Raw genomic sequence first — 18,528 nt, 5'->3', positions numbered from 1 at the left:
CAACTCATCTCTACATCAGATTACAAAGCAGATTCTTCATCGTCATCGTCGCCGTCGTCCGTATTTTTCTTCGGCGCACCAACCTCATCTTCGTCCTCTTCAGTCGATTCTGCAACAGCACCTTCGGCAAACTCATCATTTTGCAAATTACGCAGATAAACTTGGTAACGAGCGCGTAATTTCATCAACACTTCACGGAATATTTCAGGTAACTCATAACGTAAGATGTAGGTAACTTCCATCCAGTCATGATCTTCTACATTCGCTCTGTCGATCGCGGACGCACGCGTCTCCGTATCGCGAGTCAAACTCAACAAATCATCATCAATCGCTTGCGTTTTGTTTTCATCACCATACTCGTATAAATCAAATGTGGCGTAACGATAAAAGTGTTCAACCATTTGTGTACGGTCTTGCAGATAATCGGCAAGCGAATCATAGCCACCTTCTACTTCAGCGATTTCATACAAGAACTCTGCTGCATCAGCCCCTTCACGGAAAATCACTGAATTAATCATGCCACGCAACTGCTCGTGAGTCAGATCCTTGTATCGCTTCTCTAGCACCACGGCTTGCGCGAATTGCTCAGGTGTCACTAATAGATTAACCAAGGATTCTTTAGACGAATCATATTCACGAATAATCGCCAATAAATCTTTGGCGGGAAATTCATCTAATGCAGCGACCAAAGCTTGATCACCCTGGGTTTCGGCCAAAGTCGCCAACGCATGTTCTGCACCAGCGATATCGCCAACTTGCACCAAATTCTGCGCTTCTATGAGGGCGGGATAATTCATCGTTTTTCCTTAGACGTATTTACGGTTATTGTATTGTGCTTATGCGGTGGTGATGATTGCAAAGCCTATCGCGCTACGGCGGCAATCATCGTCGCCAAGATTTGGCGAAAGAAACAATTTGACTACCTCAATCCTTACGATCAAAGCCCTGCTCCGCCAACCAATCAGCGCCAGCTTCTTCCAAATCCACATCATCGCCATCGTCACCATCATCGCGACCATGTCGGCCATAATTGCCATCCAAATCGCCGTTCTCATGCAACTCGGTATCTTCATCCTGCTGATTTTCTTCGTTGTCATCGTCGACACTCGATGCGGCCAGTGCTCTAGTATGATGACTACGACTCAGATATTCCAAGCATGCAGCGGTCACCATAAAAGCGTCGCCATCAGGTTCGACCAACACCATTTGCGCCATCTTTTCTGCCCACGGCTCTAATTTTACGGCGCTGCTCAAACTTTTCCAGGAAGGCAGTTTATTCGCTTCTTTAGACGACAAAGACTCAAAACTCAAAGGATTCATAAACAAGAAGGCATTATGAAAAGCTGGCGCGAGCATTTCGGGATTAGATCCCATCATTGGCAATAAATATGCTAACTGTTCGCGCTTTTCCTTCAAGCGATGGCGCATCACATCTTTACCCTCAGAGTCAGAACGCAAATCGTCTAATTCCGCTTTATAAGCCAACATTAATTCTTGAAAATAGCGTGAAAATCTCACTGTAGTACTCCTGATAAATAGTTCTTCCAAATTTCACTCGCCGTATCGAGCGGCGATTCCAACAGATTACGTCGACGATTCTCATCGTAAGCAGAACGCGCAGCCTCATCCGACAACACATCGTAGGCTTCTTTTACCGCGTGAAATTTAACCGGTGCTAATTCCGAACTATTGCGGTCAGGATGGAATTCAGCCGCTTTTACTCGATAGGCTTTTTTGATATCCGTCAGCGTCGCATTACTCGCCACGCCGAGAATAAAATAATAGTCTTTCATGTCTTATCTACCCACGATGAAAGTCATACGAACGACACCATTTGTACCGAGATAGAATCAAGAACACTTTGGTGTCAACGTGAGATATAGAATTAATAGTTTTCAATAAAGTGCAAGAAGAAGTTTAAGCGCATAACAAAGTGCAGATCTAACTAGCATTCCAAACTTCAGAGACTAAAACTACAAATTCCTTAATCAATCTAGATCAATGATGATGGCCGTGCTCACCATGCACATGACCGTGTGCGATTTCTTCTTCAGTCGCAGCGCGTACTTCTAAAATTTCTGCGTCAAAACGAACCGACATACCGGCCAAAGGATGGTTACCATCCACCGTCACCATGCCAGCGTCAATAGCGGTCACACGATACTGTGCGGTCTCATCGGTTTCTGGATCACGAGTTTCGAACATCATGCCGACTTCCAAATCGGGCGGAAACAAACCAACGTCTTCTTCATGTACCAAACTCGGGTCAAACTCGCCAAATGCCTCGTCCGGCCCCATTGACACGGAAACAACTTGCCCGACAACCTGACCATCCAACGCCGCTTCTACAGCAGGTAGGATATTATCGTAGCCGCCATGTAAATACACGATGGGATGATGGTTTTTATCGATGACTGCACCTTGATCATCAAACATGGTGTAGTTCAAAGTAACTACAGAATTTTTCGAAATTTGCATAATTTAAATTGTATAAAGAGATCTGAGCGAGAAGATGAAACAACATAGTCATAGTCAAAATTTGTCTTCGTACCCGATAAAATAAATCTGACTGATGCTGTGAAGTAATTCAGTTCCAACAAAGTTAGCATTGTAACAGAGCCTCACAGAGCATTTACGCTGAAGATAGTCGTCCAATTTTGCTGGCAAAACCACCCATGCATGAAAAATTACAAAAAATCCAGATGAAATCTGATCTTACTTAAAGAAACAAAAAGAAAACCTTAGTAATTCATGGTTTTTCCATCTTCAAGATCAAAAAAAAGACCACCTAGGGTAGAATTGCGCCTGTAGAAAATTGAGATGCATAGATTTGAATCCATTTGTAGCTACTTAATTAGAAATTGAACTCTAAAAATTAATTCTTGAAGAATATAAAAAGTATTTGCAAATAGTAAGAAGTTTCATCGAAAAACTTCAGAATACAAAGATCCTACTCACAGCAACTCAACAGTCAGCTAGGCCAAGAATTTAAAATAGCAGTGTAGTCCAAGGAAAACAATGAAACGTGTAGATGACTTTCGCCTGCGTCTAGGCAAACATGAACTAGTGCCAATTATGATCGGTGGCATGGGCGTGGATATTTCAACCGCAGAATTAGCTTTAGTGGCAGCTCGTTTGGGTGGCGTCGGACATATCTCTGACGCATTAGTGCATGATGTTTCTGACCGTCGCTTCGATACCAGCTTTATCAAAGACAAAACGAAACTCTACAAATACAACATCAACAATTCTGATAAGACCGATATCAAATTTGATCTCGACTTATTAGCAGAGGCCACTCGTCTACACGTAGGCAAAACAATGGACGCCAAGCAAGGTGACGGTATGATTTTCGTCAACTGCATGGAAAAATTAACGATGAATGGTCCACGCGACACCTTGCGCGTGCGTCTCGCATCCGCTTTAGATGCCGGCATTGATGGCATTACCTTAAGCGCGGGTCTGCACCTAGGCTCCTTTGGCTTGATAGAAGATCACCCACGTTTCCGCGATGCGAAGCTTGGCATCATCGTATCCTCAGTACGGGCATTGCAATTATTCTTGCGTAAGAATGCAAAATTAAATCGCTTACCGGATTACATCATTGTCGAAGGCCCATTGGCTGGTGGCCACTTAGGCTTCGGGTTGGACTGGGCGAAATATGATTTGCACACGATAGTGGCAGAAGTCATTCAATATTTAAAAGACGAGAATTTAGAGATTCCTGTCATCGCTGCCGGCGGTATTTTCACAGGTAGCGACGCAGTTTCATTCTTAGAAGCTGGTGCTGGTGGTGTGCAAGTTGCAACCCGCTTCACGGTCACCAAAGAATGCGGATTGCCTGATGACGTTAAACAAGAATATTTTAAAGCGCAAGAAGAGCAAATCATCGTCAATACGATTTCTCCAACTGGCTATCCTATGCGTATGTTGAACAACACACCAGCGATAGGCTCTAATATTCGCCCAGGCTGTGAAGCCTATGGCTATCTGCTTGACGGTAATGGCAATTGCTCTTATATCGAGGCTTACAATCGCGAAGTAGAAGCTAATCCCAACAACAAAGACTTTAAAGTCATGGACAAAACTTGTTTGTGCACCCATATGCGTAACTTCAAGTGTTGGACCTGCGGTCAAACAACTTACCGTTTAAAAGATACTACGCATAAATTAGCCGATGGCAGCTACGCCTTACTATCCGCTGAACATGTATTCCGCGACTATCAATTCAGCATCAATAATGAAGTGGCATTGCCAACACAAGCCAGCTCAACTTGACCTGCAATGACATTTGTCTAATCGATTTAACCTAGATTTTTAATTAGATTGGATCGTATCGTAAAAAAAAGCGCTGAAATTTTCAGCGCTTTTTTTCATTTTACTTGATGTTGCTTGGTCATGAATAGCGACTCAAGCTTCTTGCCGATCAGCACTCATTAACCATCAACGAAATCATAAAGTAGCACATCCAATTCAGCTTGAAGCTGACGTGCGACATCGCTGCCTTTGGATTTTTGTATTGACTCTATGAGAGTTTCACCCAATTCCAAAAAATCTACGATGTTATCAGCACGCTCCGCCTTCAATTGCAGACCAAAACCACGAAGTCCTAATTTAGCTTTGATTGTCTCATTAAAAAAATTACGTATTTCTAGCATCCGTGCGGGTGTAGGAGTGCATAATACTTTTGATTTAGGTTTCGTTGCTGCGACTGGCTCAGGTATGCTTACCACCTGCTCTACCATTTTCTGAACAATAAATCCTTCTTCCAACAAGATATTCAAACTATCTTCGGTCAAACCTAATCCAGCTACTTTCTTTAACAGATCGGGGGCAGCATGCTTCCCATCAATCATCACCAGTAAAGGGCGTAACTTCGATGGCAGCTGATACTTACGAGTAGCTAACTCTTCTTTACCCTTCTCGCTCTTATCAAAAAATATCATATCCATTTACACGCTCCTTATTTTGCCAATTCAAGACCAAATTCATTTCCGTAAATCAACAAACTTCGGCTAAGCATACAGCAGATTCCTCTTCAAACATCAATAATATGTTCAATACGTCATAATGATTTATCTAATATTAATTAGATCAAACTAATTACGAACGCGCAATAAAGAAAATTACTTACCAATAAAAAAACGCAGAGTGCTTTTCAGCGAACTCTGCGTTTTATGCGACTCATCGAGATTTAGCCTACCCAAACCCGCGCATTTCTGAACATACGCATCCAAGGTGAATCTTCGCCCCATGACTCTGGTGCCCAAGAATGTAACACGCTGCGGAACACACGTTCGGCATGCGGCATCATCACAGTGAAACGACCATCATCATTGGTGACTGAAGTCAGTCCACGAGGCGAACCATTTGGATTATATGGATAAGCTTCTGTCGCTTGTCCGTGATGATCAACAAAACGCATCGCTGCCTGCACCGCATTAATATCGCCCGTCGTAGAGAAGTCTGCAAAACCCTCGCCGTGTGCTACTGCGATTGGTGTTTGCGTACCGGCCATACCTTGGAAGAAAATCGATTTCGACTCCAAAATTTCCACCATAGAGAAACGGCCTTCGAACTGCTCGGACTTGTTCTTAGTGAATTTCGGCCACGCAGTTGCACCTGGAATAATGGATTTCAAATTGCTCATCATTTGACAACCGTTACAGATACCCATACCAAACGTATCTTCACGGTGGAAAAATTCTGAGAATTGCTCAGACATCATGGCATTAAACAAAATCGTCTTGGCCCAGCCTTCACCCGCACCTAACACGTCACCATAAGAGAAACCGCCTACCGCGATCAATCCTTTAAAATCAGCTAGTTTCGCGCGTCCAGCAATCAAATCACTCATGTGTACATCAACAGCCGTAAATCCTGCCTTATGCATCACATACGCAGTCTCAATATGCGAGTTCACACCTTGCTCGCGCAAGATTGCGACTTTAGGACGAACACCAGTTGCAATATATGGCGCAGCCACATCTGCTTGTGCGTCAAAAGTAATAATTGGCTGCATGCCTGAATCCGACTCATCCGCAAGACGTGCGTATTCAGCATCCGCACAGGCTGGATTATCGCGCATACGAGCGATTTGCCAACTCGTTTTGCTCCAGATTTGATGCAAGGCACTACGTGATTGTTTGTAAATTTCTTTGGCGTCACGCATGAAAGAAATCACACCACTACTATTTGGCTTACCGATTTCATGACTGCAGGCACCAAGATTATGTGCACGTAATACATCCATCACGGCACTACGCTGCTCAGTACGAACTTGAATTACCGCACCCAATTCTTCATTGAACAAGGCGCGCAAAGTCAGCTCATTGCGACGTTCTGCCACCTGCCCTGCCCAATTTTTAGCATCGCCATGATCCGCAGCGTGCTCACTTTCCATCGTCAACATATCAAGATTGATCGCTAATCCGCTACGCCCAGCAAATGCCATTTCGCATAAAGTGCCATACAAACCACCATCAGAACGATCGTGGTAAGCCAAAATTTTTCCGTCTTGATTCAATTTCTGAATCGCTGCGAAGAAGGCTTTCAAATCATCCGCACTATCAACATCTGGCGTTTGATCACCGAGTTTTTGCATGACTTGTGCAAATGCGGAAGCGCCCAAGCGATTCTTGCCACGGCCTAAGTCGATCAAAATCAAGCTTGTATCGCCAACATCTAATTTAATTTGTGGTGTCAAACATTTGCGAATATCGTACACGGGTGCAAAAGCTGAAATAATCAGAGACACTGGTGAGGTCACAGATTTATCAACACCCTCATCTCTCCATGTGGTACGCATGGACAAGGAATCTTTACCGACTGGAATACTAATTCCCAAAGCTGGACACAGTTCCATACCAATTGCTTTTACCGTATCAAACAAAGCCGCATCTTGACCTGGTTGACCACACGCTGCCATCCAATTCGCGGAGAGTTTGATACTTTCAATATTGGAAATCGGCGCCGCTGCAATATTCGTAATGGCTTCACCGACCGCCATACGACCAGAAGCTGCAGCATCAATCACCGCTAAAGGCGTACGTTCGCCCATTGACATTGCTTCACCCAAATGCCCTTCTAAACTCATCGCCGTCACTGCGCAATCAGCAACGGGGACTTGCCATGGCCCAACCATTTGATCGCGCACAGACATCGCACCAACTGAGCGATCACCAATCGTCACCAAGAAAGATTTATCACCAACAGTAGGCAAACTCAATACACGTTCGCCAGCCACTTTCAAATCCATCCCAGTCAAATCAATAGATGGAAAATCGCGTTTTAGGTGAGTTACGTCACGATGCATTTTCGGAGGTTTACCGAGCAATACATTCATCGGCATATCAACTGGCGAGTTATCGTTCAATGGATCGATAACTTTGAGTTGACGCTCTTCTGTTGCCGTGCCAACTACCGCGAATAAACAACGTTCACGCTCACAGAAATATTGGAACAGTGGCAGACTCTCTGGCGCAATCGCCAGCACATAACGTTCTTGCGATTCATTACTCCAAATCTCTTTTGGTGCCATACCACTTTCTTCGAGTGGCACTTTACGCAGATCAAAGATCGCGCCACGTTTGGCATCATTCGTAATTTCTGGGAATGCATTGGATAAACCACCCGCACCCACGTCATGAATCGACAAAATAGGATTATCGTCACCCAATTGCCAGCAAGAATTAATCACTTCTTGCGCGCGGCGCTCCATCTCTGGATTACCGCGTTGTACTGAATCGAAATCCAAATCAGCAGTGTTGGTACCCGTCGCCATCGAAGACGCTGCACTACCACCCATACCAATCCGCATGCCCGGACCACCAAGTTGAATCAATAAACTACCAACAGGCAAATCAAATTTTTTCGTGTGTTTGTCATTGATGTTACCAATACCACCAGCGATCATGATGGGCTTATGATAGCCATGCACTGTGCCGCCAACATTCTGTTCGTAAGTGCGGAAATAACCGCCCAATACCGGACGACCAAATTCATTACTGAAGGCTGCACCACCAATTGGGCCTTCGATCATAATTTGCAAAGGAGAAGCAATGCGATCGGGTTTGCCGTATTGCTGTGTCGTGGTGTTATTAGTCAAGACATCGCTAGCGTTTTCCCAAGCTTGAATGTTGCCAGGCAAATTCAAGTTCGAGACTGTAAAGCCTGTCAAACCAGCCTTCGGCTTGGCACCGCGCCCAGTTGCGCCTTCATCGCGAATTTCACCGCCAGCACCAGTTGATGCGCCAGGGAAAGGCGAAATCGCCGTAGGATGATTGTGCGTCTCTACCTTCATCAGCGTATGCGTCAGCTCGGTCGAGGCTTGATACTCATTACCTTTGGCCGCGCCATTCGGATAAAAACGCGTGACTGTCGCGCCTTCCATAATGGAGGAATTATCGCTGTACGCAACGATAGTTCCCTTAGGCTGCAACAGGTGGGTATTTTTGATCATGCCGAACAAGGAGATATCTTTTTTCTCGCCGTCGATCGTCCAATCTGCATTGAAAATTTTGTGACGACAATGCTCACTATTCGCTTGCGCAAACATCATCAATTCGACGTCGGTAGGATTGCGTTTTGCCGTGGTAAAAGCATCGACTAAATAATCAACCTCATCATCCGACAGCGCTAAACCGAGCGCGCTGTTCGCTTCGACCAAAGCGGCTTTACCACCTGCCAAAACGTCGACATATTCTAGAGGCTTAGCTTCTAACTCTGTGAAGAGACCACTTGCAGCATTTAAGTCTTCCAACACCATTTCAGTCATGCGATCATGTAGCAACGCGATGACGGCTTGCTTAGATTCTGCCGCCAATTTTTTCGAACCACCTAACAAGCCTGACTTGACCTGCACAAAATATTGCACGCCTCGTTCAAGACGCTTAATTTGCTGCATGCCACAGTTGTGCGTAATGTCAGTTGCTTTGGATGCCCACGGTGAGATCGTACCAAAACGTGGAATCACAACGAAACTGTCACCCTCTTCGCTACCGTTAAAAGCATCGCCATATACCAATAGCGCTTGCAAACGATTCACTTCGACTTCGCTCAATGCTGCGGACGCGTCGACAAAGTGCGCATAGCGCGCCGTCACGCCAACGATATTGGCATCAACAGCTTGCAGACGAGATAATAGATTTTTAGTACGGAAGGCAGACAGGGCGTTAGAGCCTGGCAATATCAACATGGCATGAATGTAGTTGAGGCAAGGTGTTTGGTTTCTGGAGCTCGCTGTAGCATGACAGCGAGAGAATACAGACACAGTGCGGGTTGGAACGGAAAGTACGATTATACCTTGATGTGCGCTATGACTCCAGCCCGTTATTGATTCAATGCTGACCTAATAGATTTCTACCTCGATTGAAAAACATAAATACCGAGCCTGTGGAACAGAATATGCTAGCTGCAAGACTGATCAAATTAACTCGATTTTTTCGCATTTTCCATCTTAGGAAAATCTATTATCTCAAATTCTATTGTGCCAAAATCTGCCTCTGCCACAGGATCAGCTTGAGGGGTGATGGAAAGTTCGAGATCTACCTTGGTACGGCTAGTTTTAATCGGGCCTTCAATTGCCATAATTTTATCCAGCTCATGAGCAATTCCTAACAGCATTAAGATATCGCGATACACGGGTAAATCAAATCCTGAACGTTTACCCTCACGATCATCAATCAACAAACTTTCTAAGTAAGGAATAATGTCCGGCGTGTTCCACGCAGCCGAGATACGCTGAATTAAATGCGGAAAATCTTCTAAATGCCGCTCTTGAACTTGTGACAAATCTGCATCATATTCTGGGACATTCGCATTAAAGAAAGAAATAAAACGCTCGCGCAGTTGCTTGTATTTCTCAGCATCTTTGACCGTACGATACAGATCCAACAAGAACAACCAAGGCACAGGCGAATCCGGTTGCGCAACTTTCTCCTGCGCCGCCAAAATTTCAATCGCACGTTGTGGATCATTCATAGAAATCCAAAACTCGGCTTCTTGAGTGACATCCGAAATTTCTTCCACTTTCACCGAACTACCGCGTGGTGTAAAGAAATTAAAAATACTGCTATTCGTTTCTTCCAAAGTAGGTGTTCTCTGACGAGCTGATTCCAAAGATGCTGGCTCCGTAATCTTCGTCTTGCCAGCATCATCGAATGAATCCAGCGCATCGGACTCTGCATCAGAGGCAGCATTGCGATGCTCCACTATAGAGACATCGTCAGACACTCCCACAGGTTCGAAACTGGTTTGAAAATTTTTAATGACGTCATCAATTTTCTCGGCGGAAGCATGATCACTTGCTAAAGAGTCATCTTCCCACCAAGTTGGCATCTTATTGTTCAGATTTTTGCGAATATATAGCAACAAGAACAAAATAATCAGAATCGAAATTATGGCAACTATCGCCAAAATAATTAGCCAAGAATCAAAACCCGTTTTATTTTGCAGTTGAGCCAGCGCAGCTTTATCCAAAAGATTTTGCTTTTTCAACTGCTCGGCCTGTGATTTCAAATTCGCAATTTCATTTCCGTCTTTAGCCGCAACAGGTAAATCGATAGTCGCCTTTTCGTCACGTAAAATGGCGGCCATTTTTGCTTGTGCCGCCCGCAACTCTTCCATATTCTGAATCAATTCTTTCCCTGACTCGGTACTTAGAACGTCACTCATACGCAAACCTTGCTGTGCAGGAAGAATTACCTCATCAGACAATTTCAACACATCTTTTGCAACAGCCAGCTTCTTGGGTTTAGCCGTACTAGCCGCAGGTACTGGCACCTTATCGACACCAAAGCTTGGTTGAGGTGATGCAATACCTGCATCTAGATTTTCACGTTTCTTCTTTGATTTTTTCGGAGCTTTTTCAGATTCAGGAATAGCGGCAAGCTTAGTCCCGTCATTACCATCAGCCAGATTTTTGTTCTGTGCGGTAGGAGCGACGGCAAAGGGTGATTCGTCACGTTGCACGTTGATCGCATTGGCGCTCAACTCAGGAGGATCTAACAGAATAGAAAATTCTCTATGCAATTGCGTATCGCAATTGATATCAATTACCAAATTAATTGCGGGCTCATTAATGTGCTGCTTGGTAGTGAAGGATAAGGCTCGCTTTTTTTGATTTTGATACACGGTAATATTTGCACTTGCTACAAACACACCGTCCATAGTCAAAATACGTGCACGCAAACACGAAGAATTTACAACTTCAGTATCACTTCCAACGATATCTGCATGCGCCAACAGTCCCTGCCCCAATGACGAACGAACCCGGATCTCACCCAAACCGAGACCAAATGCTGGCACATTCACAACTGAACAAATCAGTATGAATGAGACAAGGCGATAAAAAAACCGGCGCAGGCGAACCAAAATGATATTTCCTTTTTTGTTATCGAGTAAAAACTGAGTTGAAACTAAGCGGAAACCAAGCAGTATCTAAATTAAAGTAACAAGTTTAAACTTGAGCGAGCAGTCCCAAAAACACGCAGCCAAGCTAAAACATTCTTGCTTATGCAAATACAATACTACTTGTTTTATTTACACTTTCAAAGAAAAACAAGCTGAATTTTGCTCTCCAACAAGTTGTTTTTAACCAAAAGACACAATGTATATCTTTAAATAGGCAAAGAAGCTATTCTGAAAACTAATTTATTCCACCACCAGCCACTAGAACTAAGATTCTCTATCCAAAATTCTTTTTGAAATTCCGCGGATTATATTCACTTCTTCAACTTCTAGCTGAGCTCGCGAAAATAAGCGTTTCAATCTTGGCATAAGTTTTTTGGGATTCTGAGGATCAAGGAAATTAATTTTGACAAGTGCTTGCTCCAAATGCTGGTACATGCCATCTATTTGTTCAAGCGACGCCATCTCTCCCTGAAATCCAACTTCGGACTTTGGCACCACATACGCAGAATTAGCCACCGCACTCATACGACACTCGTAAGCCAATATTTGTACCGCCTGTGCCAGATTCAATGACGAATAATCAGGATTGGCTGGAACATTGATCAACACATTACTATTCATCACGATGTCATTTGGCAAACCGTAACGCTCACTACCAAATACCAAAGCTACAGTCTGCGTAATCTCATTAACCAACTTATCGGCAAATTCACGCGGCGCTATAACAGGCGGTGAAAATTCACGTAATCGTGCGCTGACCGCCGCAACAAAATGGCAATCAACTAAAGCCTCTTCGATCTTATCGGCCACTTTCGCCGATGCCAGAATATCTTGTGCGCCACTAGCAAAAGCGATGGCATCAGGATTAGTAAGCGCATCGTCAAAGCGCGGATTCACTAAGCGTAAATCAGAAAACCCCATGGTTTTCATAGCGCGTGCCACTGCACCAATATTGCCTGGATGACTGGTATCGACCAAAACAATTCGCAGACGACTAAAAACAGATGTATCAGAAATAGGTAAGTTCATTTAAAATAGCGCCATTGCGCGTTAATTTTTGTTGATTTTTGTTGTTTGTGTCTTTATTCACAATAAATTACAGCGCCCTGCTCTTTAATTCATCTTTGTGCGACATCATCACGACCTTGGTCTAATCCAGATTCAAGGCTGAGCTGCCGCCATTTTAACGGAAACTCTATGCACCCAATGCTCAATACGGCAATTAAAGCCGCTCGTCGTGCCGCGACTATTATTAATCGTGCTTCTTTTGATGTGGACCGCGTCCAAGTCAGCGAAAAGCAATACAACGATTTTGTCACTGAAGTTGATCGCGCGGCTGAAGCTGCGATTATTGAGGTACTAACTTCCGCTTACCCTGATCATGCGATTCTTGCTGAAGAATCCGGTGCATCCAAAAATCTACATGATGACAATGAAAATGTTTGGATCATCGACCCACTCGATGGCACCACCAATTTCATCCACGGTTTTCCCCAATATTGCGTTTCCATCGCCCTGCAACAAAAAGGCGTCATCACTCAAGCCATCATTTACGATCCTAGCCGCAACGAAATGTTCACGGCATCCAAAGGTGGCGGCGCGTTCTTGAACGACAAACGTATTCGCGTGACCAAATGCGACAAAATCGCTGATGCCTTAATCGGCACAGGCTTCTCAGGTCGCGACATGTCGGGTCTAGATGAGTATATGGAAATGTACAAAATCATGACGCAAAAATGTCAAGGCCTACGCCGTCCAGGCGCTGCGGCTTTGGATTTAGCGTATGTTGCGATGGGTCGTTTAGATGGTTTCTTTGAAAAAGGCTTGGCGCCTTGGGATATCGCCGCGGGCTCTTTAGTAGTTACAGAAGCAGGTGGCATCGTTGGCACCTTCGCAGGTGAATCAGATTACCTCTACAAAGGTGACGTTTTAGCGGGCACACCAAAAGTATTCGGCCAAATGGTCAATGCCTTACAATCCTTCGCAAAATAAAATAGCATCGCGCACATCACCCACGCTTCAAGGGTGATGTGTATAGCCGCAATATGCAGTACCCAAACCTTTCCCACTCCCTGTGGGAAGTTTGTTTCCTATAGAAATTAGCATGACCACATTTTCAGATCTCGGTCTTTCCGAGTCCATCGTTCGCGCCGTCAGCGAACACGGTTACACCACACCAACACCGATACAAGCGCAAGCCATCCCTGCGGTCATCAAAGGCGGCGATTTACTCGCTGGCGCGCAAACTGGCACAGGTAAAACAGCCGGCTTCACACTGCCCATCTTAGAGCGATTACTGCGTAGCAGTTCAGTACCGAAAAACAAAACAGATCGCCGCACTATTCGCGTTTTGGTATTAACGCCAACCCGCGAATTAGCAGCTCAAGTTGAAGAAAGCGTCGCTACGTATGGCAAACATACGACACTTAACTCTGGCGTCATTTTTGGTGGCGTTGGGATCAACCCGCAAGTGAAATTGCTCAAAACTGGTGTAGACGTTTTAGTGGCAACACCAGGACGCTTGCTCGATCATCACCAACAAGGCACCATCGATTTGCATCACATCGAGATTCTGATCTTAGACGAAGCAGACCGTATGCTCGATATGGGCTTTATCCATGACATTAAAAAAGTGTTGGCGATATTGCCAGCAAAACGTCAGAATTTATTGTTCTCAGCGACCTTCTCCGACGACATCAAAGCACTCGCTGATAAATTGCTGAATAACCCGGCGATGATAGAAGTCGCACGTCGCAATTCCACCGTAGAAGTCATTGCGCAAAAGGTTCATCCGGTTGATCGCGATAAAAAACAAGCCATGTTGGCGCACTTAATCAAGACCCATAAATGGTCGCAAGTTTTAGTCTTCACCCGCACCAAGCATGGAGCAAATAAACTGGTTGAACAGTTAATGCGAGATGAAATTAATGCGATGGCAATTCATGGCAATAAGAGCCAATCAGCACGCACCAAAGCTTTGGCAGAATTCAAAGACGGCAGCTTAACGGTATTGGTGGCAACCGATATCGCGGCACGTGGTATTGACATCGATCAATTGCCGCACGTGGTGAATTACGACTTACCTAACGTCGCCGAAGATTACGTCCATCGTATTGGCCGTACTGGACGCGCCGGTGCCACTGGTGAAGCCGTGTCGTTAGTGTGCGTGGATGAATTCAAACTCTTGGCAGATATTGAGAAATTTATCAAACGCCAAATCCCTCAAGAAATTATCGACGGTTTTATTCCCGATCCGCACGCCAAAGCACAGCCTATACAATTGCGTAGTTTTCCTAATCCAGGGCAAGCTCGTGGCCGCAGCAATGGTGGTAACGGCAGCGGCAATCGCAGCAAGCCAGCCAATCGTCCACAAGGTGCACCGAAGGCAGCAGCCAGCAATGCCACACGGAATGCAGGCCCAAAACCTGCTGCAGCTAAACCTGCATTCAAACAAAGCACACCACGTCGTTCTGGCGGTCGCGGCGGTGCTTGATTTGTAGCGAATCAGGAATCACAAATAAGATAAAACGGGCAAATGTGCGAACATTGCCCGTTTTTCATTCAGGCATATATTTAATGCATATAAATCCTAAAAAAATCATCGCAATTGCATAGCCATACTATCTATTTGCGCTATGATTTCGCACCCTCAAGAAATTTCAAAAAGAATTTATTTTCTCTCGCATTCAACTCAAAAATATCAATAAAAATATGGCAGCTACTGAAACCCACACCCCAATGATGAAGCAATACTTAGGTATCAAAGCGGATTATCCCGATACTTTGGTCTTCTATCGTATGGGAGATTTTTATGAATTATTTTTTGAAGACGCAGAAAAAGTTTCACGAATTTTAGGCATTACTTTAACCCAGCGCGGCACCTCAAATGGCGCGCCTATCAAAATGGCGGGAGTTCCTTTTCACTCGATAGAGCCGTATTTGGCCAAGCTCGTAAAAATCGGTGAATCTGCTGCGATTTGTGAGCAAATCGGTGATCCAGCAACAAGCAAAGGTCCGGTAGAACGCAAGGTTATGCGCGTGATCACGCCAGGAACATTGACCGATACTGACCTCTTACCGGAAAAAGCAGAACGTCCTCTATTAGCCTTATGCCTGTTAAGTCAGCGTAAGACAGTGAACATTGGTTTAGCTTGGTTATCTCTAGCCAGTGGCGCTTTGAAATTGATGGAATTTAGTACCGATGAGAAATCGCTACAAGCGCGTCTGCAACAAGAATTAGAACGCATCTCGCCTGCCGAAGTTTTAGTGTCCGCAGGTGGCCTCATGTTAGAAGAATTTCGCCACGAGTTACCTGGCAAGTTTTCCGAAGTCCCAGATTGGCATTTCGATCTAAAGCAGGGACAAAAATCTTTACAAGATCAACTCGCAACCTCAACGCTCACTGGCTTTGGCGTTGAAAATTTCGGTGCGGCGTTAGGGGCTGCTGGTGCGCTCTTACGTTACGCAGAGTCCACGCAAGGGCGTGGATTAAAACACGTCAACTCACTCAGCGTAGAATCGGAAAACGAATTTATCGGACTCGATACCGCCACCCGCCGCAACTTAGAATTAACCGAAACTTTACGCGGACAAGAATCCCCAACTTTATTCTCCTTGCTGGATCACTGCCGAACAGCGATGGGTTCTCGTTTATTGCGCCATTGGTTACATCACGCACGTCGCGATCAACAAATCGCCCGCAGCCGTCATCAGGCTATCGACGCATTATTGCAAGCCGATGCGACGACGGGTTTGTCGAACACCTTGACGTCGATACCCGATATCGAACGCATCACAACACGTATCGCGCTACTCTCCGCACGTCCGCGCGATCTCGCGGCTTTACGGGATGGGATACAACATCTAGGAACAGTTCGCACTTACGTGTCCATGTGTTTGAAAAACAATGAGCCACCATTATTAGCGCAATCTTTAACCCATCTCGCGACACCCAATGAGTGCTTAGATTTATTAGAACGAGCACTGATGGCACAGCCCGCCACCATGGTGCGCGATGGAGGTGTGATCGCGACTGGCTTCGATGCTGAATTGGATGAATTACGCTCCCTCTCCGAAAACGCAGGACAATTTCTGATCGACCTTGAAACCTCTGAACGTGCTCGCACTGGCATTGCGAATCTTCGAGTCGAATACAATAAAGTGCATGGTTTTTATATCGAGGTGACTAATGGTCAAGCCGATAAGGTTCCTGATAATTACCGTCGCCGTCAGACGCTGAAAAATGCCGAGCGCTATATCACACCAGAATTAAAAGCCTTTGAAGACAAGGCTCTGTCAGCACAAGAACGTGCCTTAGTGCGTGAAAAAGTGTTGTACGAAAGATTATTACAAGATTTGCTTCCGCATATTCAAACCTTACAAACCATTGCCCATGCAATTGCACAATTAGATACACTGGTTAGCCTCGCTGATCACGCGATGAAAAATAATTGGTGCGCACCGCGTTTAGTCAGCGAACCAACTTTAGATATCATCCAAGGTCGCCACCCTGTGGTTGAAAATCAAATCGAACGCTTTATTGCAAATGATTGCCAACTATCGTCTGAGCGCAAACTACTACTGATCACGGGTCCAAATATGGGCGGTAAATCGACCTTTATGCGCCAAACTGCGCTGATCACGCTACTCGCCTACATTGGTAGTTATGTGCCAGCAATACAAGCGACCGTAGGGCCGATTGATCGCATTTTCACACGTATTGGTGCGGCCGATGATCTTGCTGGTGGTCGCTCCACCTTTATGGTGGAAATGACAGAATCAGCAGCGATTCTGCATGGCGCTACAGAAAATTCTTTGGTACTGATGGATGAAGTCGGTCGTGGCACATCGACCTTTGATGGACTTGCATTGGCATGGGCGATCGCACGTCATTTAATCATGACTTCAAAAAGTTACACGCTATTTGCGACCCACTATTTTGAATTGACGCAATTACCAGATATACATCCTAGTGCAGAAAACGTGCACTTATCGGCGATTGAACACAAAGAAAATATCGTGTTCTTACATGCGGTACAAGCAGGTCCCGCATCCCAAAGCTATGGCTTACAAGTGGCGCAATTGGCAGGCATTCCGCAACCAGTGATCCGCGCTGCACGCAAGCATTTAGCGGACCTAGAGGCGCAATCCTTACAAAGCACATCTCAATTTGATTTATTCGCCAGCAATAGCAACATGGCAGGTGATGGACCTGATGTAGACGCATTACCCGAGTCAGCGCCACCAGAGTCCGCACTATTACTTGCTATAGACGATATCGATCCTGATGCGATGACACCTCGCGAAGCCTTAGATGCGCTCTACAAATTGAAAGCCATCGCCAAACAAGCTTAAGCAAGTTTGGCCACAAAAAAACTTCTGTACTCAAATCGTCCATTCCGATTTTGATACAGAAGCTTTTTGTATTACCAAGTGACTAGCGACGACATCACAAAAGAGCGCCAACTAGCTTTCAATGACCTCAATGCAATGAATAAGTGCGGTATTCACCGTCTTCATCATCTTCGTCGTCATGATGGTGTCCATGCGCGCCATGTACATGACCATGCGCAATCTCTTCTTCCGTCGCCTCACGCACGTCAATGACATTCAATGTAAAACGTAGCGCGATGCCGGCCAATGGATGATTACCATCCAAAACGACTTTACCTTCTGCTATTTCGGTCACGGTGAAAATAATGCTCTCGCCGTCATCACTTTCTTCTGGCGTACCCTCAAATTGCATCCCTACTTCTATCGGTGAAGGCAGGCGCGCGCGATCTTCAATTTTTACTAATTCTGCGTCGTATTCGCCAAAAGCATCTTCAGGCTCTACCTGTATGGTTTCATTAAAGCCGACTGCTTTTCCATCCAAAGCTTCTTCTATCTTTGGTAAAGTGTTCTCGTAGCCACCGTGGAGATAAACCATCGGCTCTTGTCCCTGCTCGATCAGATTGCCGAGCGTATCAGACAAACTGTATTCGACCGTCACCACGGTATTTTTGGCAATTTTCATACTATTTCCTTAAAAATTTCAGTTCTTTTGTGCAGCAAAGTGCATTATACCCTCGTCAAGCAAGCGACTATGATTTATCCTGCCTGAACTTTTTACTTCCC

General features: G+C 45.1%; 13 protein-coding genes. 4 read left to right on the top strand and 9 right to left on the bottom strand.

Going from position 1 to position 18,528, the window contains the following annotated elements; genetic code table 11:
* Window positions 1-20 precede the first annotated feature (20 nt).
* The 4 genes from ACFFJH_RS01895 to ACFFJH_RS01880 form a co-directional block, all read right to left on the bottom strand.
* Window positions 21-797: a hypothetical protein gene (locus ACFFJH_RS01895; protein ID WP_390209640.1), complete on the bottom strand. Its 777-nt coding sequence runs from the start codon at window positions 795-797 to the stop codon at window positions 21-23.
* A 127-nt stretch (window positions 798-924) separates the two neighbouring features.
* Window positions 925-1,518 carry a hypothetical protein gene (locus ACFFJH_RS01890; protein ID WP_390209639.1) on the bottom strand — a complete coding sequence of 198 codons (594 nt, stop codon included), beginning with the start codon at window positions 1,516-1,518 and terminating at the stop codon, window positions 925-927.
* Window positions 1,515-1,793 (bottom strand): DnaJ domain-containing protein, encoded by a 279-nt coding sequence (locus ACFFJH_RS01885; protein ID WP_390209637.1) that lies wholly within the window; start codon window positions 1,791-1,793, stop codon window positions 1,515-1,517. The genes ACFFJH_RS01890 and ACFFJH_RS01885 overlap by 4 nt, the downstream gene beginning before the upstream one ends.
* 205 nt (window positions 1,794-1,998) lie before the next feature.
* Window positions 1,999-2,478 carry an FKBP-type peptidyl-prolyl cis-trans isomerase gene (locus ACFFJH_RS01880; RefSeq protein WP_390209636.1) on the bottom strand — a complete coding sequence of 160 codons (480 nt, stop codon included), beginning with the start codon at window positions 2,476-2,478 and terminating at the stop codon, window positions 1,999-2,001.
* A gap of 540 nt (window positions 2,479-3,018) precedes the next feature.
* On the opposite strand from ACFFJH_RS01880, the gene ACFFJH_RS01875 reads away from it, so the two are divergent.
* Window positions 3,019-4,278 (top strand): nitronate monooxygenase, encoded by a 1,260-nt coding sequence (locus tag ACFFJH_RS01875; protein WP_390209635.1) that lies wholly within the window; start codon window positions 3,019-3,021, stop codon window positions 4,276-4,278.
* A gap of 158 nt (window positions 4,279-4,436) precedes the next feature.
* Here the strand turns inward: ACFFJH_RS01875 and ACFFJH_RS01870 are convergent, their stop codons facing one another.
* The 4 genes from ACFFJH_RS01870 to ACFFJH_RS01855 all read right to left on the bottom strand — a co-directional run bounded on the left by ACFFJH_RS01870 (window position 4,437) and on the right by ACFFJH_RS01855 (window position 12,441).
* Entirely contained in the window at window positions 4,437-4,952 is a 516-nt protein-coding gene (locus tag ACFFJH_RS01870) for a hypothetical protein (protein ID WP_390209633.1), read from the bottom strand.
* A 242-nt stretch (window positions 4,953-5,194) separates the two neighbouring features.
* Window positions 5,195-9,196 carry a phosphoribosylformylglycinamidine synthase gene (purL, locus tag ACFFJH_RS01865; protein ID WP_390209631.1) on the bottom strand — a complete coding sequence of 1,334 codons (4,002 nt, stop codon included), beginning with the start codon at window positions 9,194-9,196 and terminating at the stop codon, window positions 5,195-5,197.
* A gap of 233 nt (window positions 9,197-9,429) precedes the next feature.
* Complete coding sequence (locus ACFFJH_RS01860; RefSeq protein ID WP_390209630.1) at window positions 9,430-11,307, bottom strand: type IV pilus assembly protein FimV; 1,878 nt, start codon at window positions 11,305-11,307, stop codon at window positions 9,430-9,432.
* 369 nt (window positions 11,308-11,676) lie between these two features.
* The gene (locus tag ACFFJH_RS01855) at window positions 11,677-12,441 is read right to left on the bottom strand and encodes an RNA methyltransferase (RefSeq protein WP_390209629.1); all 765 of its coding nucleotides are present in this window, start codon (window positions 12,439-12,441) and stop codon (window positions 11,677-11,679) included.
* A 168-nt stretch (window positions 12,442-12,609) separates the two neighbouring features.
* Between ACFFJH_RS01855 and ACFFJH_RS01850 the strand changes: the two genes are divergently transcribed.
* The 3 genes from ACFFJH_RS01850 to mutS all read left to right on the top strand — a co-directional run bounded on the left by ACFFJH_RS01850 (window position 12,610) and on the right by mutS (window position 17,766).
* Window positions 12,610-13,404 carry an inositol monophosphatase family protein gene (locus ACFFJH_RS01850; RefSeq protein ID WP_390209628.1) on the top strand — a complete coding sequence of 265 codons (795 nt, stop codon included), beginning with the start codon at window positions 12,610-12,612 and terminating at the stop codon, window positions 13,402-13,404.
* Window positions 13,405-13,516: 112 nt separating this feature from the next.
* Entirely contained in the window at window positions 13,517-14,905 is a 1,389-nt protein-coding gene (locus ACFFJH_RS01845) for a DEAD/DEAH box helicase (RefSeq protein ID WP_390209627.1), read from the top strand.
* A gap of 218 nt (window positions 14,906-15,123) precedes the next feature.
* Window positions 15,124-17,766 (top strand): DNA mismatch repair protein MutS, encoded by a 2,643-nt coding sequence (mutS, locus tag ACFFJH_RS01840; protein ID WP_390209626.1) that lies wholly within the window; start codon window positions 15,124-15,126, stop codon window positions 17,764-17,766.
* Window positions 17,767-17,893: 127 nt separating this feature from the next.
* On the opposite strand, the gene ACFFJH_RS01835 is transcribed toward mutS, so the two are convergent.
* The gene (locus tag ACFFJH_RS01835; protein WP_390209624.1) at window positions 17,894-18,427 is read right to left on the bottom strand and encodes an FKBP-type peptidyl-prolyl cis-trans isomerase; all 534 of its coding nucleotides are present in this window, start codon (window positions 18,425-18,427) and stop codon (window positions 17,894-17,896) included.
* Between the last annotated feature and the right edge of the window lie 101 nt (window positions 18,428-18,528).

The sequence above is a fragment of the Affinundibacterium danionis genome, assembly GCF_042432465.1.
Lineage (GTDB): Bacteria > Pseudomonadota > Gammaproteobacteria > Burkholderiales > Burkholderiaceae_D > Undibacterium > Undibacterium danionis.
The sequence above is the reverse complement of the archived record's forward strand: the minus strand, read 5'-3'. Positions and strand labels throughout refer to the sequence as shown.

Coding starts and splice junctions, on each gene's coding strand:
- ACFFJH_RS01895 (WP_390209640.1), bottom strand. CDS start 797: ATGAATTATCCCGCCCTCATAGAAGCGCAGAATTTGGTGCAAGTTGGC.
- ACFFJH_RS01885 (WP_390209637.1), bottom strand. CDS start 1,793: ATGAAAGACTATTATTTTATTCTCGGCGTGGCGAGTAATGCGACGCTG.
- ACFFJH_RS01880 (WP_390209636.1), bottom strand. CDS start 2,478: ATGCAAATTTCGAAAAATTCTGTAGTTACTTTGAACTACACCATGTTT.
- ACFFJH_RS01875 (WP_390209635.1), top strand. CDS start 3,019: ATGAAACGTGTAGATGACTTTCGCCTGCGTCTAGGCAAACATGAACTA.
- ACFFJH_RS01870 (WP_390209633.1), bottom strand. CDS start 4,952: ATGGATATGATATTTTTTGATAAGAGCGAGAAGGGTAAAGAAGAGTTA.
- purL (WP_390209631.1), bottom strand. CDS start 9,196: ATGTTGATATTGCCAGGCTCTAACGCCCTGTCTGCCTTCCGTACTAAA.
- ACFFJH_RS01855 (WP_390209629.1), bottom strand. CDS start 12,441: ATGAACTTACCTATTTCTGATACATCTGTTTTTAGTCGTCTGCGAATT.
- ACFFJH_RS01850 (WP_390209628.1), top strand. CDS start 12,610: ATGCACCCAATGCTCAATACGGCAATTAAAGCCGCTCGTCGTGCCGCG.
- ACFFJH_RS01845 (WP_390209627.1), top strand. CDS start 13,517: ATGACCACATTTTCAGATCTCGGTCTTTCCGAGTCCATCGTTCGCGCC.
- mutS (WP_390209626.1), top strand. CDS start 15,124: ATGGCAGCTACTGAAACCCACACCCCAATGATGAAGCAATACTTAGGT.
- ACFFJH_RS01835 (WP_390209624.1), bottom strand. CDS start 18,427: ATGAAAATTGCCAAAAATACCGTGGTGACGGTCGAATACAGTTTGTCT.